This is a genomic window from Ruegeria sp. CDSA033, assembly GCF_059612305.1.
The window spans coordinates 31,704-53,279 of record NZ_JBXWQI010000014.1; the positions used below are offsets into that span (position 1 = coordinate 31,704).

The 21,576-nt window shown below is 57.6% G+C and carries 20 protein-coding genes, 1 tRNA gene, 1 pseudogene and 1 riboswitch; of the genes and pseudogenes, 9 read left to right on the plus strand and 13 right to left on the minus strand.

Annotated features, from left to right (window positions below; all coding sequences use genetic code 11):
* Window positions 1–21 precede the first annotated feature (21 nt).
* The 7 genes from AC2FLA_RS16725 to AC2FLA_RS16755 all read right to left on the minus strand — a co-directional run bounded on the left by AC2FLA_RS16725 (window position 22) and on the right by AC2FLA_RS16755 (window position 8,517).
* Window positions 22–1,404, minus strand: a complete 1,383-nt coding sequence (locus AC2FLA_RS16725) for an aldehyde dehydrogenase family protein (RefSeq protein ID WP_496723671.1) — start codon at window positions 1,402–1,404, stop codon at window positions 22–24.
* Window positions 1,405–1,533: 129 nt separating this feature from the next.
* The gene (locus AC2FLA_RS16730) at window positions 1,534–2,895 is read right to left on the minus strand and encodes a glutamine synthetase family protein (RefSeq protein WP_496723672.1); all 1,362 of its coding nucleotides are present in this window, start codon (window positions 2,893–2,895) and stop codon (window positions 1,534–1,536) included.
* Between the two features lie 50 nt (window positions 2,896–2,945).
* Entirely contained in the window at window positions 2,946–4,631 is a 1,686-nt protein-coding gene (locus AC2FLA_RS16735) for a Na/Pi cotransporter family protein (protein WP_496723674.1), read from the minus strand.
* A gap of 148 nt (window positions 4,632–4,779) precedes the next feature.
* On the minus strand, window positions 4,780–5,814 hold the full coding sequence (locus AC2FLA_RS16740) for a TRAP transporter substrate-binding protein (RefSeq protein ID WP_058274157.1): 1,035 nt from the start codon (window positions 5,812–5,814) through the stop codon (window positions 4,780–4,782).
* Window positions 5,815–5,864: 50 nt separating this feature from the next.
* On the minus strand, window positions 5,865–7,184 hold the full coding sequence (locus tag AC2FLA_RS16745) for a TRAP transporter large permease (RefSeq protein ID WP_058274158.1): 1,320 nt from the start codon (window positions 7,182–7,184) through the stop codon (window positions 5,865–5,867).
* Entirely contained in the window at window positions 7,181–7,765 is a 585-nt protein-coding gene (locus tag AC2FLA_RS16750; RefSeq protein WP_282119896.1) for a TRAP transporter small permease subunit, read from the minus strand. Before AC2FLA_RS16750 ends, AC2FLA_RS16745 begins: the two co-directional genes overlap by 4 nt.
* Window positions 7,762–8,517, minus strand: a complete 756-nt coding sequence (locus AC2FLA_RS16755; protein WP_496723676.1) for an N-formylglutamate amidohydrolase — start codon at window positions 8,515–8,517, stop codon at window positions 7,762–7,764. The genes AC2FLA_RS16750 and AC2FLA_RS16755 overlap by 4 nt, the downstream gene beginning before the upstream one ends.
* A 136-nt stretch (window positions 8,518–8,653) precedes the next feature.
* On the opposite strand from AC2FLA_RS16755, the gene AC2FLA_RS16760 reads away from it, so the two are divergent.
* Window positions 8,654–9,541: a MurR/RpiR family transcriptional regulator gene (locus tag AC2FLA_RS16760; protein ID WP_108860251.1), complete on the plus strand. Its 888-nt coding sequence runs from the start codon at window positions 8,654–8,656 to the stop codon at window positions 9,539–9,541.
* A 78-nt stretch (window positions 9,542–9,619) separates the two neighbouring features.
* Window positions 9,620–10,375: pseudogene (locus tag AC2FLA_RS16765) on the plus strand (hypothetical protein); the annotation flags it as partial.
* A 7-nt stretch (window positions 10,376–10,382) separates the two neighbouring features.
* Here AC2FLA_RS16765 and AC2FLA_RS16770 read toward each other — a convergent pair.
* Complete coding sequence (locus AC2FLA_RS16770) at window positions 10,383–11,057, minus strand: TIGR04283 family arsenosugar biosynthesis glycosyltransferase (RefSeq protein ID WP_496723678.1); 675 nt, start codon at window positions 11,055–11,057, stop codon at window positions 10,383–10,385.
* A 74-nt stretch (window positions 11,058–11,131) separates the two neighbouring features.
* Between AC2FLA_RS16770 and ygfZ the strand changes: the two genes are divergently transcribed.
* Window positions 11,132–11,869 (plus strand): CAF17-like 4Fe-4S cluster assembly/insertion protein YgfZ, encoded by a 738-nt coding sequence (gene ygfZ, locus AC2FLA_RS16775; RefSeq protein WP_496723680.1) that lies wholly within the window; start codon window positions 11,132–11,134, stop codon window positions 11,867–11,869.
* Window positions 11,870–11,975: 106 nt separating this feature from the next.
* Window positions 11,976–12,920: an ABC transporter transmembrane domain-containing protein gene (locus AC2FLA_RS16780; RefSeq protein ID WP_496723682.1), complete on the plus strand. Its 945-nt coding sequence runs from the start codon at window positions 11,976–11,978 to the stop codon at window positions 12,918–12,920.
* 59 nt (window positions 12,921–12,979) lie between these two features.
* Here AC2FLA_RS16780 and efp read toward each other — a convergent pair whose 3' ends face one another.
* Entirely contained in the window at window positions 12,980–13,543 is a 564-nt protein-coding gene (gene efp / locus AC2FLA_RS16785) for an elongation factor P (protein ID WP_058274164.1), read from the minus strand.
* A gap of 218 nt (window positions 13,544–13,761) precedes the next feature.
* Between efp and AC2FLA_RS16790 the strand changes: the two genes are divergently transcribed.
* Entirely contained in the window at window positions 13,762–14,082 is a 321-nt protein-coding gene (locus AC2FLA_RS16790) for a DUF6280 family protein (RefSeq protein WP_008757056.1), read from the plus strand.
* A gap of 73 nt (window positions 14,083–14,155) precedes the next feature.
* Here AC2FLA_RS16790 and AC2FLA_RS16795 read toward each other — a convergent pair whose 3' ends face one another.
* Window positions 14,156–14,725, minus strand: a complete 570-nt coding sequence (locus tag AC2FLA_RS16795) for a cobalamin biosynthesis protein CobQ (protein WP_496723684.1) — start codon at window positions 14,723–14,725, stop codon at window positions 14,156–14,158.
* Window positions 14,726–14,785: 60 nt separating this feature from the next.
* Here AC2FLA_RS16795 and AC2FLA_RS16800 point away from each other — a divergent pair, with 60 nt between their 5' ends.
* On the plus strand, window positions 14,786–16,243 hold the full coding sequence (locus AC2FLA_RS16800; protein WP_496723686.1) for a cobyric acid synthase: 1,458 nt from the start codon (window positions 14,786–14,788) through the stop codon (window positions 16,241–16,243).
* A gap of 3 nt (window positions 16,244–16,246) precedes the next feature.
* On the opposite strand, the gene AC2FLA_RS16805 is transcribed toward AC2FLA_RS16800, so the two are convergent.
* The 3 genes from AC2FLA_RS16805 to AC2FLA_RS16815 all read right to left on the minus strand — a co-directional run bounded on the left by AC2FLA_RS16805 (window position 16,247) and on the right by AC2FLA_RS16815 (window position 19,253).
* The gene (locus tag AC2FLA_RS16805; RefSeq protein WP_496723688.1) at window positions 16,247–17,011 is read right to left on the minus strand and encodes a hypothetical protein; all 765 of its coding nucleotides are present in this window, start codon (window positions 17,009–17,011) and stop codon (window positions 16,247–16,249) included.
* Window positions 17,012–17,085: 74 nt separating this feature from the next.
* The gene (locus tag AC2FLA_RS16810; RefSeq protein ID WP_496723690.1) at window positions 17,086–18,504 is read right to left on the minus strand and encodes a TolC family outer membrane protein; all 1,419 of its coding nucleotides are present in this window, start codon (window positions 18,502–18,504) and stop codon (window positions 17,086–17,088) included.
* A gap of 95 nt (window positions 18,505–18,599) precedes the next feature.
* Window positions 18,600–19,253 (minus strand): protein-L-isoaspartate O-methyltransferase family protein, encoded by a 654-nt coding sequence (locus tag AC2FLA_RS16815; RefSeq protein ID WP_496723692.1) that lies wholly within the window; start codon window positions 19,251–19,253, stop codon window positions 18,600–18,602.
* A 227-nt stretch (window positions 19,254–19,480) separates the two neighbouring features.
* On the opposite strand from AC2FLA_RS16815, the gene AC2FLA_RS16820 reads away from it, so the two are divergent.
* The 3 genes from AC2FLA_RS16820 to cobW all read left to right on the plus strand — a co-directional run bounded on the left by AC2FLA_RS16820 (window position 19,481) and on the right by cobW (window position 21,576).
* Window positions 19,481–19,554 (plus strand) — tRNA-Cys (locus tag AC2FLA_RS16820).
* Window positions 19,555–19,840: 286 nt separating this feature from the next.
* Window positions 19,841–20,050: riboswitch (cobalamin riboswitch) on the plus strand.
* Between the two features lie 84 nt (window positions 20,051–20,134).
* Window positions 20,135–20,524, plus strand: coding sequence for a DUF1636 family protein (locus AC2FLA_RS16825; protein WP_496723693.1), 390 nt, complete (start codon window positions 20,135–20,137; stop codon window positions 20,522–20,524).
* Window positions 20,521–21,576 (plus strand): cobalamin biosynthesis protein CobW, encoded by a 1,056-nt coding sequence (gene cobW / locus AC2FLA_RS16830; protein ID WP_496723695.1) that lies wholly within the window; start codon window positions 20,521–20,523, stop codon window positions 21,574–21,576. The genes AC2FLA_RS16825 and cobW overlap by 4 nt, the downstream gene beginning before the upstream one ends.

A 21,576-nucleotide genomic window follows, 5' to 3' on the forward strand; every position in this document is an offset into this window, starting at 1 on the left:
GTACCGGACAGGCCAGTGCCCTTAGCCCGTGACCTTTTTCAGGTGGTAGGATTTAGGACGTGTCAGGTTGTGATAGCCAATGACGGACAAACCGCCGCCGCGGCCGGTATTCTTACAGCCGGTCCAGCAAAGGCCCGGATCCAGATAATCGGCACGGTTCATGAACACGGTTCCGGTTTCGATCGCATCGCCCACGCGCTCAGCCCGCTCTACATCGCGGGTCCACAGGCTGGCGGTCAGACCAAATTCACTGTCATTCATCAAGGCGATGGCTTCGTCGTCCGAGGACACTTTCATGATGCCGACCACGGGGCCGAAACTCTCGTCCTGCATCACCCGCATGTCATGGGTGACGTTGGTCAGGATCTGCGGTGTCAGATAGGCCCCACCATCGTCCTCGGGGAACGTGTCGATATGAGCCACCGCCCCGGCCGAAACAGCCTCGGCGATCTGCGCGCGCACCTCTTTGGCAAAGCGCACATTGGCCATTGGTCCAATCGTTGTATCGCTGTCCAGAGGATTGCCCAGCTTATAGCCTTTCACCACATCGACTGCCTTGGCGACGAAGTCGTCATAAAGGCTTTCGTGAACATAAATCCGCTCAATCCCACAACAGCACTGGCCCGAGTTGAACATGGCACCGTCGATCAGCGTTTCGACCGCTGCATCCAGATCAGCGTCATCCATGACATAGCCCGGATCCTTGCCACCCAGCTCGGTGCCAACACCGGTGAATGTCCCAGCAGCCGCGCGCTCCATCGCCTGACCGCCCCCTACTGACCCGGTGAAGTTCACAAAGTCGAACGCATTGCCTGCGATCAGGTCATTGGTCACGTCATGGCTCAGGAAGACATTCTGAAACACATCATCGGGCACACCCACGGAATGAAACGCTTGCGCCATGCGCTCGCCCACCAGCAGCGTTTGCGTGGCATGTTTCAGGATCACTGTGTTCCCCGCGATCAGCGCCGGGGCCACTGTGTTGATTGCGGTCATGTAGGGATAGTTCCACGGTGCCACCACAAAGACCACGCCATGCGAAATGCGCTTGATATAGCGTTTGAAGGTTTCATCTTCCCCCACTGCGATATCAGCCAGAGACGCCTCGGCAATCTGAGCCATATGGCTCGCACGCTCGTTAAAGCCGCCGAACTCGCCGCCATAACGTACCGGACGCCCCATCATATGCGCCAACTCGGGCACAATCTCGTCATTCATCGCCCCAACCGCAGCCACTCCGGCCATGACAAGATCGATACGTTCCTGCAACGGCCGCGCCGCCCATTCTGCCTGTGCCGCCCGCGATCGCACTGCCGCTTCAAACGCTGCATCCCGTGACAACACCTCACGTTCAGCAAAAACCGATCCATCGATCGGCGAGACACATTTCAACATCTGCCCCATATCCACTCCAATTCCGAAAGAAACAGGATCCCTGCTTCATCTAGCCACAAATATCCTGGAGGCTGCCCTTGGTGCGCCATTGGTTCGAGCGCCAATGGCGGCGGGCAAAGCCCCCAGCCGGACCCAATCTCAAGCCCGCTCAAACCCTCGGGCAATTTCCCAATCCGTCACAACCCGCTCGAATTCCTCGATCTCGACCTCCGCCGCACGGGTATAGTGATCGACCACCTCATCGCCCATAGCAGCCCGCAGTATCGATGACCCGTGCAACGCATCCCGTGCTGCCCGCAGATTGCCGGGGATCATGCCGGTGTCTCCCTGATAGACATCACCGGTGGTTGGCGGCTGCAGTTCCAGGCCTTCTTCAATACCGGCAATCCCGGCGGCCAACATGCCAGCCATCGCCAGATAAGGGTTCATATCTGAGCCCGGAATACGACACTCAACCCGCACTGCCTTCGTCCCATCGCCACACAGACGGAAGCCAGCCGTACGGTTGTCCACCGACCAGATAATCCGCGTCGGCGCGAATGTGCCCTTCATGAACCGCTTGTAGCTGTTGATGTAAGGCGCCATGAAATAGGTGTAGTCACCGGCGTATTTCAACAAACCAGCCATATAGTTTTTCATCAGCGCCGACATGCCCAACGCATCATCCGCATCATAAAATGCTGGCTTGCCGTCCGCCCATAGCGATTGGTGCACGTGGCTGGAACTGCCGACCTTGTCGTGATGCCATTTTGGAAGGAACGTCGCAGCGTGACCGTGTTGCCAGGCGATCTCTTTCACCGCATTCTTGGCGATCGAGTGGTACTCGGCCGTGTCCATCGCCGGCGCGTATTTGATATTCAGCTCTTCCTGCCCGGTCTCGGCCTCGCCTTTCGAATTCTCAACCGGAATCCCCGCGTTCCACAGATGGTTGCGGATCGGGCGCATCACATGCTCTTCCTTGGTGGTCTGGAGGATGTGATAATCTTCGTTATAGCCCGAGATCGGCTCCAGATCGCGGAAGCCTTCCTTGCGGATCGCATCGAAGCTCTTTTCGAACAGGAAAAACTCCAGCTCGGTGGCGCACATCGCGTCATAGCCCATGGCCTTCAGCCGGTTGACCTGCTTCTTCAAAATAGACCGAGGCGCGTGTGGAACCTCATCATGGGTGTGGTGATCCAGCACATCGCACATCACCATCGCCGTGCCTTCCAGCCACGGCACCGGGCGCAGAGTGCTGAGGTCCGGCTTCATGACATAGTCGCCATAACCCCGCTCCCAACTGGTCGAGGCATAGCCGTCGGGTGTCGCCATCTCCAGATCTGTGGCCAGCAGGTAGTTGCAGCAATGTGTCTCTTCCCATGCGCCCGCCACGAAATGGCCTGCGTGGAACCGCTTACCCATCAGGCGGCCCTGCATGTCCACCATGCAGACCAGCACCGTGTCGACCTCGCCCGCCTCGAATTTGGCTTTCAGATCGGCCAAAATCGCATCATTGCCCATCATTGGTATCCTTTGTCACTTACAGAGACCCCGGTTTCACTTACCCGCCATCAGTCATCGTTGGCTTCTTTTTCCATTTCCATCACCAGCCGCGTTTCCAGAACCTGACCGCTTTTGTAGAGGATCGGATAGGCGATGGCGGCGATATGCCCGTGCAGGTCCCGCATGGACCGCAGCGTTTCCAGATGCAGATCGGAGGACTGGAAACTCTCAGTCTGACCCCGCTCCAACCGTTTGAGGTGCGCCTTGCGGCTATTGCGGGACATCCGCTTGACCTCGGCCTTGTCCAACACCAGCCGGCGGGCACAATCCATGTCGTCCACCAACAGCACGTGACGCGCCAGCGAGAAGCTTTCCAGAATGGCCGCGTGCAAATCCTTCAGCTCTTTCCAGCCCTGCGCTGAGAACTCCGAACGTTCGGTGTGCTTGATCTGGGCCGTCCGGGTCATCCGGTTCGAGACGACATCGCCCGCAGCTTCAAGACGGATGGCATATTCGACCAACCCTCGTGCGGCTTTGATCTGCCCTTTGCTCATATTCTGCCGCGGCATGCGCGCGACGAAACGGCGGATCTCGGTCAGTTGCGTATTGACCCGCTCATCCTGCTGCCAAAGCGCGGAAATCGCGTCGCTGTCATCCTGTTCGTAGATATCCAAAACGGGGCGGAACATACGCTCGACCTGCGTGATCATCTGCAACAGCTCGTGACGCACCGAGGACATCGCAACGCTCGCCCTTTCGCCGCTGGGGTCCCCCAGCGGTGTCAGCGCATCCGAAAACTGATCCAGCGCATTGGCCTCGGCTTTGGGCTCCGCCATCAGAACGGCCATCGGCTGTTCCAACTGGTTCACGAAACCCGTGGCCAGAAGGAATACAGCCAAATTGAATCCGATATGTGCAAAAATCAGAGACTGCGCCGGGCTCGTCACCAATAGCGCCTCGTGCAACCCGCCAACATTCACGACGATCAGCATTACCAGCGCCGCGCTTCCCCGCAATAAAAGGTTGGCCAGAGGGATACGCCGGGCCGAGACGGTCATATCGCGCGTCAGCCACATTGGAATAAAGGCCGAACCCAGATTTGCTCCCAGCACCAGGGACAACCCGGCGGCAAAGGGAATTGCACCGATCTGAACCAAGGCCACGCACATCAGGATCGTCGCGACCGAGCTGTGCATGACGAAGGCTAGCACTGCGCCGACAATAAAGGCGCTGAAATAATCGGTCTCAAGATACCCCGCGATTGCGGGCAAAAACGCGCTTTCGCGGATCGGCTCAACTGCTTCGCGCAAGAACTGAAGCGAAATCAGGATGAAGGCGACGCCCAGAACGATCCGCCCCATAAGCCGGACATTCGACCGTTCGGATTTTAGGTACAGCCAACCGCCCAACGCCAGCAATGCGGGTTGAAGCCAGCCCAGATCATAGGACAGAACCTGAATAACTAAAGCGGCGCCCAAATCCGCGCCCAGAACACCCGCCAGCGCCATCCCAAACGTCACCATCCCCGCCGCAGCGAAACCGGTCAGCAAAACCGTAACGGCGGCCGAGCTTTGCAGGATCGTGGCCAGAACCATGCCAGCCCCCCCTGCAACAAAGCTGTTGGAGTGGCGTGTCAGGATCGACTGGAACAGCGCACCAAAGCGCCGTTCGATACCGGTACGAACCAAGCGTACGGCGAATAGCAGCAACATGGTTGCGGCAAAAATCTCAATCAAAAAGCTCGCGATAGCCATATGTTCACACCTCGTCTGACCGGTGCGCACAAATGTGCTTCCGGTTTTGTTTTTCTATTCTTGGAACAGACGAGAGCATAAATGATGTCGCTTATTGATGTCCAATCCCGACGCACGGGGTGCCCCACGCGTCGGGAAGAAGGGTTTCTTAGGTGTAACGATAGGGCCGACCAGCCTTTAGCATCTCGGCGTTGTAACGCTTGAAGATGTCGACAACTTTCGCTTTGGTCTCGGACTCGGCTGCCACTTCGTCCCAGAACTTCACGGCGGCTTCCTCAACGGTTACCCATTCTTCGTCCGGGATAGAAGTCAATTGCATCTTGGTGCCGTTGACGCGCAGGTTGGCCTCACCACCCCAATACCACCACTGACGGTAGTAATGTGACTGATCACAGCAAACCTTGAACAGGGTCTGCAGATCTTCGGGCAGTTCGTTCCAGCGATCCATGTTGGCAAAGAAGTGACCCGCCCAGGCACCCGACACGTTGTTGGTCAGGAAATAGTTGGTCACATCGGCCCAGCCGACGGTGTAGTCTTCGGTGATGCCCGACCAAGCGATACCGTCCAGTTCGCCCGTCTGAACCGCAACCTCGATGTCTTCCCACGGCAGGGTTACCGGCACGACGCCGAACTGAGACAGGAAGCGCCCCGCCGTCGGGAAGGTGAAGATGCGTTTGCCCTTCATATCCGCCAGCGAGTTGATCGGGTCCTTGGTCGCAAAGTGGCAAGGGTCCCATGCTCCGGCGCTGATGTGCTTGACGCCGACCTTGGAGTATTCCTCGTCCCAGATCTCGTTCAGGCCCCACTGGTTGAACAGCACAGGCACGTCCAGAGAATAGCGCGAAGCGAACGGGAAATAGCCACCGAACACAGTTACTTCGGTAGGCGATGCCATCGAGTCGTCGTCCGACTGTACCGCGTCGATGGTGCCTTTCTGCATCGCGCGGAACAACTCGCCCGTCGGGACCAGCTGATCAGCATAGAACAGCTCGATCTGCATCCGGTCACCGGCGATTTGGTTGAACATCTTGATCGCAGGATCAATCACGTGCTCGGCCAGCGCAGGACCTGCATAGGTCTGCATCCGCCATGTGATCGTGTTCTGCGCCAAGGCAGGCGTCGCCAGCGGTGCGGCAGCAACGCCAACCCCAGCGGTTTTCAGAAACTTACGTCTTGTCGTCATGTCAATTCCTCTCCGTTAAAGTTTCTGTGCCCGTTCACCGAGCATTCTTGTTAATTTCCATAGACATACCCGGGCAACCACAGTGCGATTTCCGGGAAAACCATGATGATTGTCAGCGCCAGCACCATCACCGCGACAAAAGGAAAGATCGAACCATAGATGTCCCGCAGGGTGATCTCGGGCGGGGCCATCGCGCGCATCAGGAACAGGTTATAGCCGAAGGGCGGCGTCATATAGGCGATCTGCGTCGTGATCGTATAAAGCACCCCGTACCAGATCAGATCAAAGCCCAACTCGCCGACCAGCGGGACATAAAGCGGTGCCACGATGACCAGCATTGCCGTGTCATCCAGGAACGTGCCCATGACGATAAAGCTTAGCTGCATCAGGATCAGGATCATCCAGGGCGACAAGCCAAGTTGATCGGTGAACAGATTGTCGATGGCTTTCACCGCGCCGAGACCGTCAAATACGGCCCCAAAGCCCAGCGCGGCCAGAATGATCCACATGAACATGCAGGAAATGGCCAACGTCTGCTTGGTGCAGTCTTCGAAAATCTTCCAGGTCATGCGGCGCTTGATGACGGACACAGCCAGAGCGGTCAGCGCTCCGATCGCCGAGCTTTCAACCAGTGACGTCCAGCCATTCACAAACGGCACCATCATGGCCGCAAAGATGATCAGCGGCAGCGCCCCTGCCCCCAGAAGCCGGATCTTCTCGGCCCGCGGCACCTCATGCGCGTCTTCCATTGCGGGTCCCAGCTCGGGCTGAATGCGGCAGCGGATCCAGATGTAGAGAATGAACATCGCAGCCATCAGCAGACCCGGGATAATCCCCGCCAGCCACAGTTGCCCAACAGGCTGGCGCGCGATCATCGCATAGAGGACCAGAACCACCGAGGGTGGAACCAGAATACCAAGACTAGAACCCGCCTGAATGACCCCGGTCACCATCGTCTTGTCGTAGCCGCGCCGAAGCAGTTCCGGCAGCGCAATGGTCGCGCCAATGGCCATACCTGCAACGCTCAGGCCGTTCATGGCCGAGACCAGCACCATAAGACCGATGGTGCCGATGGCCAGACCACCATTGATAGGCCCCATCCAGACGTGGAACATCTTATACAAGTCATCCGCCAGTCGGCTTTCGCTGAGCACATACCCCATGAAAATAAACATCGGCAGCGTCAGCAGCGGATACCATTTCATCAGCTTCATCGCGGCCGAGAACGTGATGTCCTGCCCGCCTGTTCCCCAAAGCGCCAGCGCGGCAATGGTAGCCACCGCGCCAATCGCGCCAAAGACCCGCTGACCTGTGAACAGCATCAGCATCATCAATGCGAACATGAAGATGGCGATATATTCCTGGCTCATGCCCGCACGACCCCGATTTCCTGCCCGTTGATCCGGGCTATGTCTTTGAAGAATTCCGATATCGCCTGCAGCAGCATCAGGAAGAAGCCGAACACCATGATGGTTTTTACTGGCCAGATATACGGCCGCCACGCTGTTGATGAGCGTTCAAGCCGGCCAATTTCCTCACTGCCTGTCAACAGTCCAAAAAAGTAGGAGACCGGTTCATCGCCCCAATAGCCAAGGCTGTAGGCCGTCGACCCAAGCCCGCCATAAAACAATACCCCCAGGTAGAAGATCAGCAGCAGAACGGTGAAGGCATCGAACCAGGCTTTACGGTGCGGGCTCCAGTTGTGATAAAACAGGTCCATTCGGACGTTCGATCCCAGCTGTATCGAATACGGTCCGCCCATAATGTAATAGGTCACCATCGCGAACTGCGCCATTTCCAGCGTCCAATGCGATGGCACGAAAAACGTCTTCGAGATCGAGGACCACAGCAGGATGCCCATCATCACGAACAGGCCCCACATCATGACCCGTCCGATCCGGTAGTTGACCGCATCGACGATCCGGACATATGACGCCATCGCCTTGATCACGCCGCGCCCCCTTTCTGAAAATCTGCAAGGGTCCGCGCGGTCCATGACGCCAGGCAATCGGCCATCGCCTCTTGCTGCTCGGGCGTTTGTATCAAGTCATTGCGGATCTCGATCATGACGTTCAACAGCCCGTTCGGCAGCGCTTGCGTGTCAAGGGTATGGGCGACCCCGTCCGCCGCCGAATACGGCTCATTCAACCGAGTCTCATAGGTTTGGTCGGCGGGTACTGTCGTCATCATTGCCCGGGCGAACCGGTCATCCACCCCGTGTAATATGCCCAGTTCCACCTCACGCGTCTGACCATGGTAGACTGGCGTAAAGCTGTGGATTGTCACCATGAGTTCAAGCGTATCCCCATTTTTGGAGATCAGGTCAGACAGCGCCCTGCTGAAGGGCCGGTAGATGCTCTCAATCCTGCTTTCGCGCTCTTCCTCGGACAGATCGACATTCGCTGGAATTTGATAGTCCTCGCTGCGCGCCGGCATGGCCCCTGCGGCTTCAGGAGGGCGATTGCAGTCATAGACCAGCCGGGACACCCCGCCATACACCAGCGGTGCCGACAGGCGTGCCGCCATCAGCTTGGCCACGGCCAATGCCCCCGGATCCCACGCGATGTGGCTTTGCAACGCGTCCACAGGCAATCCCATATCACCCAAAAACGCGGGAATGCGGCTGGACGCGTGTTCGCAGACCAGCATTACCGAAAGGGGACCATCTACTGTGTCCGTGTGAACGACTGTTCCGAAGTCCAAAATACCGCCTTGCGATTCCAATTAAGATGCGTGTGGAAAAATTTCCACATGAGACCTTAACCTGTCAATATTTTTCCTGTACAAATTTCACCACTCTTGATCTTGCTGAAAAATTATTCACACTAAGATCGAAAAGATGCAGGAGGAACGCCGCGTGCGGGTGACGGACAGGCTGCTGGCCCACAAAGACAAGATGACCCCATCCGAGCGGCAACTGGTCAGTGTATTGCTGGACGACTACCCCATGGCCGGCCTTGGCAGTATTACCGAACTGGCCAGCACGGCCTCGGTTTCCACCACGACCGTCGCACGGATGCTGCAGAAAACCGGCTTTGACGGCTATCCGCAGTTTCAGGCCGCCCTGCGGGGTGAGGTGAAAGAGATGATCTCGGGGCCGGTCGCAAAACGTGACCTGTGGCAGAACGACCTGCCCGAAGAACACATTCTGAACCGGTATTCCCAACAGACTCTCGCCAATCAGAAACGCACGATTGATGAGGTTGACCCCGGTGAATTCGACAGCTTCTGCAATCTGTTATGTGACCCCAACAGGCGCATTTTCATTACCGGCGGGCGCATTACCGGTACGCTGGCACAATACCTGTACCTGCACCTGCAGATGATCCGCCCGGATGTCCGACTGCTGCCCGTTGCGGCATCGTGGACGCATGACTTGCTGGACATACGCAAAGATGATGTGCTGGTGACGCTGGATGTCCGCCGATATGAAAACGCGTCTCTGCTGATCGGCCAGCTGTGCCATGAACGTGAGGCCGAAATCGTCCTGTTCACTGATCAATGGCGCTCACCCATTCATCGGCTGGCCAAACACACTTTTGCTGCACGCATCGCCGTTCCGTCCGCGTGGGACTCCATGGCAGCCATTCTGGTTTTGATGGAATGCGTCATCGCCGAAGTACAGGAAAGGCTGTGGGATTCGGTTAAAGAGCGCACGGATGAGCTGGAACAGGCTTTTGACCGCACCAAACTGTTCCGGAAGTTCGGTCAAAGCTCGGGCTCATAACGGCTTTTTAGCACCCAAACGGAACAACTGAGCGTGAGGAGTGTTGCCAGCCGCATGGCAGGCCGTCACTTTGAAGGCATGAGTTTCGTGACCCAAAACCAACTGCCGCTTTTGATCCTGTTCTTTCTGATTGGATTGATTGGCACCGCCTTTCTTTTCCGTAAACCCGCCGGGCATCGTGCCTGGAAACTTGCGGACCTCGTCTGGGTTGTGCTGGGTGGCGTTGGCGCTCTAGTCGCGGTTTTGGCCGGGCTTTACACTTCGGATAGCTCACGGCTGGATCGCCAGATAGACGTCGCTTACGCCGCCGGGCTGGCCTTTGACCGCGATGCCGCGCGATTCCGGCTGCGGTTCTGCGACCCGGCCTTTGACCCGGATACCGAAGTGTTGTGCGAAAAGGTCGAATTCCTGTCGGCCTCAACCGCCAGCAATGCCGACCTGCCATTGTTTATCGCAGTCACAAATGAGGTCGCGCCGCTACAGGGGCTGCATTTTTTGTTTGGCAGTCAGGCAAAAGACGAACAGGACGAAATGCGCGCAATGGCCGACAAGGCTGATGCGTTCGACATCGATCAGTTCCTAGTCTTTACCACGTTGGACGACATAACACAGGCCGCGATCGACAACATGCGCCGCAAGGTTCCCGCGATTGCCGGAGATTATCTGATCCTGGCGCAAAGCTATGATGATCTGGTGGAACAGGTCGGCAAGTTGAAGGACGAATGGGAATATCTGCAGGACAATGCGCATATACTTGTGCTGCAGATCATCGCGCTGTGTCTGGTCAGTTTCGCGGCGCCTTTCCGGCTGGGCAAATCCGTGGTCGAACTGCGCGCGTCGCTCAGCGCCGATAGTCCTGCGCCAGCTTCGCAGGATCTGCCCCCAGTAAATACCGCGTCAGAGTCCACAGGTTCCGCCCTCCCCGACGCAACCAGCCCGCACGCTCATAGCGATCCGCGCTCGTAACTGCCCGGCTGGGCAGCAAAGTGATGCCACGCAGGCTGCGGACCAAAGCGACGTCCTCCATCAAGGGTTGATCAGGAAAGCCCCCCGCCTTTCGATACATCTCACTCGGTACCAACAGGCCCTGATCGCCATAAGGCAGGCCAAACAGACGACTGCGCAGATTGGCCCAGCACGCCACCCATGTCGGCGCAAAGCCTGACGCCCGAAACGCCAGACGAAACGCCGCCGGGGTTCCGGTGAAAAGATGGTCGCCTACAACCTTACCCCACCCCGCTTGCAAAACTGTGTCGGCATGCAAAACAAGCAGCCAGTCCCCTTTGGCTGCGGCGCATCCTCGGGCCAATTGCCCCCCGCGCGAAGGCGGCCCGGTCACGATCTCAGCCCCGGCCTCATCCGCAATCTTTAAAGTCTGATCGGCCGATCCTCCGTCCGAGACGATCAATTCGCGGATCAGCCCCGCATGCAGGCCTTCCATCAAGGCTGCAAGGGTCGCGGGAAGGTTCCCGTCCGAATTCAGGGTCGGGATAACGATGCTAATCGGCGCAGGCACGGCGGAAACCCTCTGGTCATGGCAGCGGAAACTCCTATATCACGAGGTCCGAGGAAAAGACGAGGACAACCCAGATGCCCAACCGCCGTATATTGCGCCTAAGCGGCTCGGACACCGACAGCTTTCTCCAAGGGTTGATCACCAACGATATTGCCGGGTTGGACAATGGGTTGGTCTACGCCGCCCTACTGACCCCCCAAGGTAAGTACCTGGCGGACTTCTTCCTGAAGCGCGAGGGTGACGCGGTTTTGCTGGATGTTGCCGAAGTCCTTGCCGATGGATTTGCCAAACGGTTGGGCATGTACAAGCTGCGTGCAGATGTCAGCATCGAAGACAGCGGCCTGAACCTGCAACGCGGCACTGGCCCTGCGCCCGAAGGTGCCCTGCCCGACCCACGGCACCCGGATATGGGCTGGCGGGCCTATACAGCGGGTGCGGAAAGCGATGACGGCACCGATTGGGAGGCAATCCGCGTGCGACACTGCATTCCGGAAACCGGAATCGAACTGACCCCCGACAGCTATATCCTTGAGGCCGGGTTCGAGGCGCTAAACGGCTTGGACTTCAAGAAAGGCTGTTATGTGGGGCAAGAAGTCACCGCGCGGATGAAACACAAGACTGAACTGCGCAAGGGTCTGCGCAGCGTTAGCGTCGCTGGGTCTGCGGCGGTTGGAACTGCAATTACTTTTGGCGGAAAACCGGCCGGTACATTGTTCACCCAATCCAATGGCCGCGGCATCGCCTATTTGCGATTGGACCGCGTAGGTAACGACATGCAGGCCGGTGACGCCACCATACAGTTAGACACTTAACGTGTTGCCGAACCGGCACGGCTGAGCAACCGACTGAATTGGTGTGGTTTGAACATAGCCAAGTGCGCTGTCACACTGGTTTGAATTCAGCAATCCGGATGCACGTATGTTCCAGCTATACAGGGCAATCTGGCGCGCCAGCGCCGGGCGGCAGATCATCCTTATCGTTCTGTCCATCGCAATCGCGGGTCTGGCTGCAGTTCCGCTGGAGTTTCAGCGCGACATTATCAACCACCTGACCTCTGCCGACGTAACTACGGACAAGCTGATCTACCTGGGTGCTGGAATGATGTCCGTCATCCTACTCAGCCTCGCCCTAAAGTGGCTTTTGAGCTATCGCGCAGGAACGTTGGGCGAAGATCTGATCCGCATGATCCGCCAAAGGCTGCTGCTGCGTGCCTCAGATATCAATGTCTCGGGCGAAACCATGCGCAAGGGCACGATGACCACGGCGATTTCAGCCGAGGCGGAAGAGCTGGGGAAATTCGCGGGCGGCGCTTTCTCGGACCCGGTCGTTCAGATCGGCACGCTGATCAGTGTGATCGGCTATATCTCGTCAACACAACCGGGGCTGGGCATGATCGCCTTTTCGATGATCGTGCCGCAGATCATCATCGTGCTGGTATCCCAACGCAAGGTGAACGTGTTTGTCGCCGAACGTGTCCGGATATTACGCGGAGCCAACGATAAGCTGAATGTCGAGCGGATCAACGAAATCGCGCGCGAGGTTGAGGCGCAGTTCGACGAGATCTATGAAACACGGCGCAAGATGTTCATCTGGAAGCTTTCGGCCAAGTTTCTACTGAGCGTCATAAACGGAGCCGGAACGGTCGGCGTCCTGATGTTGGGCGGCTATTTGGTTCTGAACGGGAAAACAGATGTCGGCACTGTGGTCGCCGCCACAAGCGGCCTCAGCCGCATTCAAGGCCCCACAGCATTCCTGATCGCCTTTTACCGGCAGGTCAGCGCCAATCGCATCAAGTATGAACTGATGCTTGAACTGTTCGGCCCCAACCCCGAACGGTATCGCCAAATCAGACGGGGCAACTGACAAAAAAAACCGCGCGGCACGGGTCCACGCGGTTTTTCTTTACTCTGGCAAACGCGTGGTTAGGCGCGTTCGGAATAATCCATGGTTTCGGTGTTCACCACGATCATCTCATCCTGACCGACGAATGGCGGCACCATGACTTTGACACCGTTGTCCAGAATGGCCGGTTTGAACGAATTCGCGGCGGTCTGACCTTTGACCACAGGCTCGGTCTCAACGATCTTGCAGGTCACTTTCTGAGGCACCGTGGCGTTCAGAGCCTCGCTTTCATAAAATTCGACGACAATTGTCATGCCGTCCTGCAGAAACGGGCGGCGTTCGCCCAGCAGTTCCGCAGGCAATTCGATCTGCTCATATGTCTCGGAATCCATGAAAACCAGCATGCCGTCAGATTCGTACAGAAACTGCTGGTCTTTCTGCTCAAGACGCACGCGTTCCACTTTGTCAGCCGAGCGGAACCGCTCGTTCAACTTCGAGCCATTACGCAGATTGCGCAGTTCGACCTGTGCAAAAGCACCGCCTTTACCGGGCTTTACGTGGTCAACTTTGACAGCGGCCCATAGCCCGCCGTTATGCTCAAGCACATTTCCGGGGCGAATTTCGTTCCCATTTATCTTGGGCATGACTTAAATCCTTCACAAACGGTTGATGCGTCAGTTCCCGCTCCTATATCTGGCGGGAACACACCTGACAAGATGACGAGACTTAGTGCTGCACCTGCAGCAAGCTATGCAAATGACGCAACGCAACTATGCATTTTAAGTGTATCCGAATCGCACTTAATCGGTCATAAGAACCGTCACGCCGAAAATGCAAGAGCAAGAACAACAAGGAAGACGAGATGAGAGATTTCGTTGACGGCACTGCCTTTAACAACGAGCAAGGCAATCGTGCACGCAAACTTTTCGCGGCTGTCGTACTGGCTGCGCTGGATGACGCTATTGCCGATGACAAAAAATATGGCAATGGTCCGGAACAAATCGCCCGCTGGGCGCGCTCTCGTGATGGTCGCGAGGTCCTGTCCTGCGCGGGTATCGACCCGAATGAGCGCGTTGTTGGCGGACTGATGGAGTTCGTTGGACGTGGTGTGCGCACCTCGGTTGCGCTGTCGCGTGAAGAAAGCGAACGTCGCAACGCGGCCCAACAAGCAGAAGCCGCCTGATCCAAGGTGACTTTCGCATGAAAAAGCGCGCTCCCTAGCTGGGAGCGCGCTTTTCTTATTCTTATGCTATCATTCAAAAGAACAACAGCCACTGCCGCGCGACCCACAGTTCGGCCATCAGCAGCACGGCAAAGAACGCTTTCGCCCAGATGGGCATGCCGCGACGCCACAAAACGGCGTAACACGCGACACAAAGCACGGCCGAAATTGGTGTCACCCACAAAGCGTGATGCGTGCTGTCCCAATAGCTGACGGGGCTGTGAAACACCCAATTGCTGAATGGCCAGAACTGCGGCCGCCCATCCCCGGCATGCAGCAGAAAATCCATCGAAAGATGCAGCAACCCGGCGGACGCCCCAACGGTCCAGACCTTCCAGCGCATCCATACCCCGACAAGCAAGGCACCCCCCCAAAGGACAAAGGAATTGTCGATAGCAAACACGGTCTGCCAGCCGTCGGAAAAATAAAGCTGGTCGAAGACCACGCTTGCGGGAATCCCAAGCACGTAAAGGGACGTGCCCGCCATCAGGTAAAGCGACAGGTCCGGCAATAGCGAACCCAACAGAGCCGCCCACAGGATACGTCCCTGGGCTGGGCGGGCAAAGGCGGCAGCTCCGATCAAAAGATGCGCTGGCGTGTTCAACTTTGGCTTTTCCTTTGCCCGCAAATCAGGTCATCTGCGCGTCAACATAGGAGACAGGCCATGGTTCGGTCCATCATGATTCAGGGCACCGGCAGCAATGTCGGGAAATCAGTTCTAGTGGCCGGTCTGGCGCGGGCTTTCACCCGGCGCGGGTTACGTGTTGCACCGTTCAAACCACAGAACATGTCGAACAATGCCGCCGTCACCGAAAATGGCGGCGAGATAGGGCGCGCACAGGCTTTGCAAGCGCTGGCGGCGGGGCGTGCGACGCATACAGACATGAACCCGATTCTGCTGAAGCCGGAAACCGACACTGGTGCTCAGATCATCGTACAAGGCCAACGCGCAGGCACGATGAAAGCGGGCGATTACCGCAAGGATAAATCCAAACTGCTGGGCGCAGCGCTTGAAAGCTTTGACCGCTTGTGCAGCGACGCGGATCTTGTCCTGATCGAAGGCGCAGGCAGCCCGGCCGAAACCAACCTGCGCAAGGGTGACATCGCTAATATGGGATTTGCGCGCGCTGCAGGCGTACCCGTTATTCTGGTAGGTGACATTCACCGCGGGGGTGTCATTGCCCAGATCGTAGGCACCCGGGCGGTATTGGATGTAGGCGATCTTGAGATGATCCGGGGTTTTGCCGTCAATCGGTTCAAGGGCGACGTGTCCCTTTTCGACGAAGGTCGCGATGAAATCGCTGCACGTACCGGATGGCCCTGTCTGGGCGTCGTTCCCTGGTTCCATGATGCGTGGAAACTGCCAGCCGAGGATATGATGGATATCCGGTCCCACTCTGGCGGGGCCTGCAAGGTGGTTGTTCCGCAGTTGGAACGCATGGCCAATTTTGACGACCTCGACCCTTTGTCTGCCGAACCCGGTGTCTCGGTCGAGATCGTGCCAGAAGGACGCCCCCTGCCCGGTGATGCCGATTTGGTACTGCTGCCCGGCAGCAAATCCACCATTGGCGATCTGGCTTATTTCCGGGCTCAGGGCTGGGATATCGACCTATATGCCCATGTCCGCCGGGGCGGCCATGTTCTGGGCCTGTGCGGCGGCTATCAAATGCTGGGCAAGACAATCGCTGATCCGGATGGCGTCGACGGACAACCAGGGACTGTCGAAGGGTTGGGCCTGCTGGATGTTGAGACCGTGATGGCAGGGAAGAAACAGGTAACACTCACCTCGGCCCGCGCCCTTGGCGGAGGAGAACCGGTTTCAGGCTACGAAATCCACATGGGCCGTACCGAAGGCCCTGATTGCGCCCGCGCTTGGCTAGAGGTCGAGGGGCGGCCAGAAGGTGCCGCAAACGCCTCTGGTCGTATCCGCGGCAGTTACCTGCACGGTATCTTCAGTTCGGATGCATTCCGCGCGTCTTACCTGTCGCAGTTGGGTGTGACCTCGGACCTGGCCTATGAAGACGGGGTCGAAGAGACGCTGGACGCGCTGGCGGATCACCTTGAACAGAATATGGATCTGGACCGCCTGCTGGCGCTTGCAGAAACGCCCCAAAGAGTTTGAGTGTTACTCGAGGTCCTGCTCGGCCAGGGCCTTGTAGATTTCGCGCCGAACCATCTTGCGGACGTTGCGGGTGATGCGTTCGCCCAAAACACCCTGCAATTCTTCACGAACAACTTCGGCGATCATTTTGCGCAATGCGTCTTCGCTTATGCCAGCTATCGCTGAGTCTTCCGCTGCTGCTTCGACTGGGTGAACAGGTGGTGCGGTGATCACCTCGGGGTCGCGAACGAAAGTTGCCCTGGTCGTCGCCACAGCCTCTTTGGCCTTTGCCTGAGTGGGTTCGGCTTTCTTTCCCTCGGTATCCGTAAATTCTTTGCGCGCGCTGAATTCAAGGGCTTTCGCCGGAGTACCGGAGTACTCGTCTTCGCTGTCGCCGTCCGGCTCCCACTGGTCCTCAGTGCGTGCGATCGCCGCCTCTAGGGCTTCGATCTTTGCGCTCAGACTATTGGTCGGGTTTTTGGGCGGCTCGGGCGCGGCCTGTTCTTTGTTGGCGGGGTCTTCACGATTAACGATGTCGCACGCGCGCAGAAGCATCGGCTTGACCGACGCGTCGGCCGTGTAGCCTGCTTTGGCTTCGGCTTCAATCTCAGGGCTGTCTTGAATGCTGGACGTTCCGCCGACTCGCAATGCATCGGTAAGCACCAATCGCCCGGGCTTGCGGGCGATTGAAGGCGTCAGCTCTGAGGTTTGTTCACCTCTTTCACCGACCAGCCGTTTGATCGAGGACAGCACGTCCTCTACTCTGCCGTTTACGACTTTTTCCGTCATTGTTCTCTACCGCTCTATCCTCAGGATTGAGTGTAGCCAAACAAGCCGGGCGTCACAACAGATAGTATTGGCCCTTAGTCGCGGCGCAGTGCTTTGAGAACGCGATCCAGGTCCTTGCTTTGTCTGCTGACCTGAGCCGGCGCTTTCTTGACTAGGTTGTAATACAGCGTCGGATCATAGATCTGCACCGCCAGTCCCAGACGTTCGGCGGTCAACAGGCCCTGTGCTTGCAACAGCTGGTAAGCCGCACGCGAACGCTCGATACGCGATGCGACCTCGGCCAGCTGCGCATCCAGCAAATCCTGCTGGGCGTTCAAAACGTCCAGCGTGGTCCGTGCACCCAGAGTGGCCTCTTCGCGGATACCGTCAAACGCCACTTTCGATGCGCGAACCCGTTCGCTCGACGCCCGCAAACTTGCAGATGCCGCTTGGAATCGGGCATAGGCTTCGGTCACACCCTGAGTGATATCTTTTTGCACATTCAACAGGTTGGCACGCGATGCATCCCGTGTGGCCATGGCGCGGCGCACGCTTGCGGCCAAACGGCCACCGGCATAAATCGGCTGGTTGAAATTCAACGAAACAGTGCCGTCTCTGATGTTGTCGTCGTTGTCGTAGCTCTCAGTGATACCGGCATCGGCATTCAGGCTGACATTCGGACCTAGGTTGGCGCGCTGCTGCGCCACGATCAGGTCGAAGGCACGCACCTGGTGCTGAGCCGAAAGAATGGCTGGGTGATTACGCTGCGCAAGGCTGACAGCCTGCGGTTCCGAGCTTGGTAGGTTTGGCAGGCTCGGTTGACCGGCCGTGCGTCCGGCCGATTTGCCAACGGCATTCACGTATTCCGCCTGCGCCGTGTCGAGGTTACCGCGCGCAACAGCCAGATCAGCTTGTGAGCTTGCAAGCTGGGCTTGTGACAGCGCAACGTCCGTACGCGTGACTTCGCCTACATCGAACCGGTCCTGCGATGCGCGCAGTTCTTCGGCCGACACGTCGACGTTGTTCAGGCGAATCTGTACGGTTTCTTCCTGCAGCAGCACTTCGAGATAAGCATTGGCACCACGGAACAAAACCTGCTGTTCGATATCAACAAGGGTCTGCCTGGTCGACAGCACCGTTTCTTGCGCCGATTGCTTGCCCAGAACGGCGGCCCCACCATCGTAGAGCAGTTGGCTGAGGGTCAGCCCCGTGAAGAAGTTGTTCGGGTCGGGTCTTGTCACCACATTGCTGATGTCGCGACGCGTGTAGTCGTGGCTAATTGCAACCGTCCAGTTGATGATCGGTCGAAGCGCCGACAACGCGATTGCCACGTCTTCGTCTGCTGCACGCAACAAGGCACGGTTCTGTTCCAGCAAACCGCTGGTATTGTAAGCGCCAATGAATGCGTCAGTTATATTGTCGGCCCAAACGGCCCTCCCCGGCACAAAGCTAAGTGCGACCCCCGCAGTAAGCGCCAGCGCCTTGACCAGCCTTCCTCCCGCCATAGAACCCATAACGAAATCCTCTCAAATCGAAATTACGCTGCTCTGCCGATAGTTTGCGCGTTTGCGTTAAACTAATCAAGGCAGCAGAAAAATCAGTGATCAAACTATAGCGAAAATACACGATTTTTGGAAAATGTCTGCAAAATCGGTGCATTGGCGTTAAACGCATCTCGCCAAGTCACACGATCCCCTGATTTATGGCCGATACGGACGATCCCCAGCGCACCTTGGACAAAAAGGCAGGCAATTCGCCCATGATCCTTAAGCTGTGCGATCAAAGCATCCGGAACCTGTTCCACACCACCCTGGATCATGATCACGTCATAAGGCCCATGTTCGGGGGCACCTTGTTCAAGCGGGCCTACATGGACAATCGCATTGTCTGCCTCCGCCTCCATCAGGATAGACTGAGATTCGGCCGCCAGATTTTCGTCTTCCTCTACGGCAACAACCAGCTGTGCCATGCGCGCGGCAACGGCGGTCGAATACCCCAAGGCCGGAGCGATATCCAAAACCGACTCGTCGTTGGAGATATTTAATATGTCCAGCATCTTAGCCAGGGTCCGCGGCTCCAACATGCAGCGCCCATCACCCAGTTCGATCAATCCCTCGACATAAGCCGCCTCGCGCTGTGCATCCGGCACGAAATTCTCGCGCTTGACGGTCAGCATCGCGTCTATGATGGGAAACTTCGTGACATCAGAAGGACGTATCTGCGTATCGACCATCGTCCGGCGGCGGGCTGCGAAATCTGTCATTGGATCGCTCATCTTGCTCCCTTGGGTGATTGAGTTCTGCCACATCCTTGAAAAACCGGCAACGGCCCAGACACGGAAACTTTCCAATCTTCACAAGATACAACGTCGCAACCAAAGACTAAGTTGGCACCCGGCCCTGAAATTTGCGCTCCCCCCTCTGGACGCTCCTGTCGAAAGCTGCTAAAACGCCGATCACACCACGGCAAGTATTTGATTTTACTTGAAAAGGCGAGTTGGCGGAGTGGTGACGCAGCGGATTGCAAATCCGTGTACACCGGTTCGATTCCGGTACTCGCCTCCATTTATTTCCAAGCACTTAGCTTTCTGCGCTGCTTTCGCAATTTCGGACGCCTAAAGTTCAGTATCAGATGCATGTTGCGATTGCGGGTCCAGCGATTCCATTTACACAACCGCACTACTTGATTGCCAAACCGAGAAGTGCTGAATCATCTGCGACGGCCGGGCTGAATTGCGCCTCGCTGCGTGATCGGATCGCATCGGATGCCGCTGACTGACTTCGGCAAGTCGCTTTTCTGACGTAGCGGGTTTTCAAACCCCAGTCGTGCTTGACAAGCCCCCTGCCCGTGCCGCATGTCGCATGCGTTGGTGTCCATCCCCGGATGGATGAAAAGGGAATGTGCCAGCGGTTATTCCGCCAAGCACAGCCGCCCCCGCGACCGTGACCGGAGAGGGTGCCCAAAGCCACTGGCCTAATAGGCCGGGAAGGCGGGACATCCAACAGAGGCTCGCCTCTGACATCCGCAAGCCGGGAGACCTGCCAGCACCCGAAGTTGAAACCGGGCGGGGTGTTCCGGTGTCGGGTCCATGTGCAGACGCGTGGCCCGCATGAAACCCCGTCCCCCGTATAAAGGATGAGGGGGATGAGAGACGTGACCGAGACCGCACCAGTCGAGTTGCTGGTCTGCACGACATGCCGCCGTGGGTTACCTATCGAAGATGACGCCCAGCGACCCGGCACTTTGCTGCATAAAGCACTTGAACAGGCTGGCTTGCCGGACGGCGTCGACCTGAAACCGGTGGAATGTCTGTCGAACTGTGGTCAGGGATGCTCGATCGTTTTGCGTGGCGGCCCGTCCCGATGGACCTTCGTTTATGAAAACCTCGACGAGACCGACCATGTCGAGACCATCGTTGAAGGCGTCACCAAGTATCTAGCCGCTGAAGACGGTCTGGTGAAATGGCGCGAACGCCCCGAACATTTCCGCAAAAACTGTGCGGCCCGCATTCCCCCGATTGGAGCCCTGAAATGAGCAACCTTGAAAAACTCCCCGTCACTGTGATCACCGGCTTTCTGGGCTCGGGCAAAACCACGCTGGTCAAACACCTGATGCAGAATCCGCAGGGCAAGCGCCTGGCCGTTATCGTCAACGAGTTTGGTGATGTGGGTGTGGATGGCGATATCCTGAAATCCTGCGCCATTCCGGATTGCCCGGCGGAAAACATCATGGAACTTGCCAATGGCTGCATCTGCTGCACCGTAGCCGATGATTTCATCCCGACCATTGAGGCGCTGATGGCGCTGGAGCCGCGCCCCGATCACATCCTGATCGAAACGTCCGGTCTCGCCCTGCCCAAGCCGCTGCTCAAGGCGTTTGATTGGCCCGATATCCGCTCGAAAATCACCGTTGATGGTGTGATCGCTCTGGCGGACGCCGAGGCCGTCGCCGCTGGGCGTTTCGCACCAAATGTCGAAGCCGTGGACGCCCAGCGCCTGGCTGACGACTCGATCGACCACGAAACGCCCCTGTCTGAGGTGTTCGAGGATCAGATCTCCTGCGCGGATATCATCCTGCTGACCAAGCCCGATCTGGCTGGCCCCGAAGGCGTGGTGAAGGCCAAAGGGATCATCGCCGACGAAGCTCCCCGCCCCCTGCCCGTAGTGGAAGTCGCCGAAGGCGCCGTGGACGTCCGCGTCGTATTGGGCCTCGAAGCCGCCGCCGAGGATGACATGGACGCGCGCCCGTCGCATCACGACGGCCACCACGACCACGAACACGACGATTTCGAAAGCATCATCGTCGAGTTGCCCGAACAGACCGACCCGGCGGAACTGGTCGCCAATATCGAACGTCTGGCCAATGATCTGAACATTCTGCGCGTCAAAGGCTATGCCGCCGTTCAGGGCAAACCTATGCGTCTGCTGGTGCAGGCCGTTGGTGCCCGCGTACGTAACCAGTATGACCGGCCGTGGGAGCCCGGCGAAGAGCGCCGCTCGCGCCTGGTGGTCATTGCCGAGCATGACGACATCAATGAGGCCGCAATCCGCGATATCCTCGTGGGTGTGACCGAGGCCGCCGAGTAA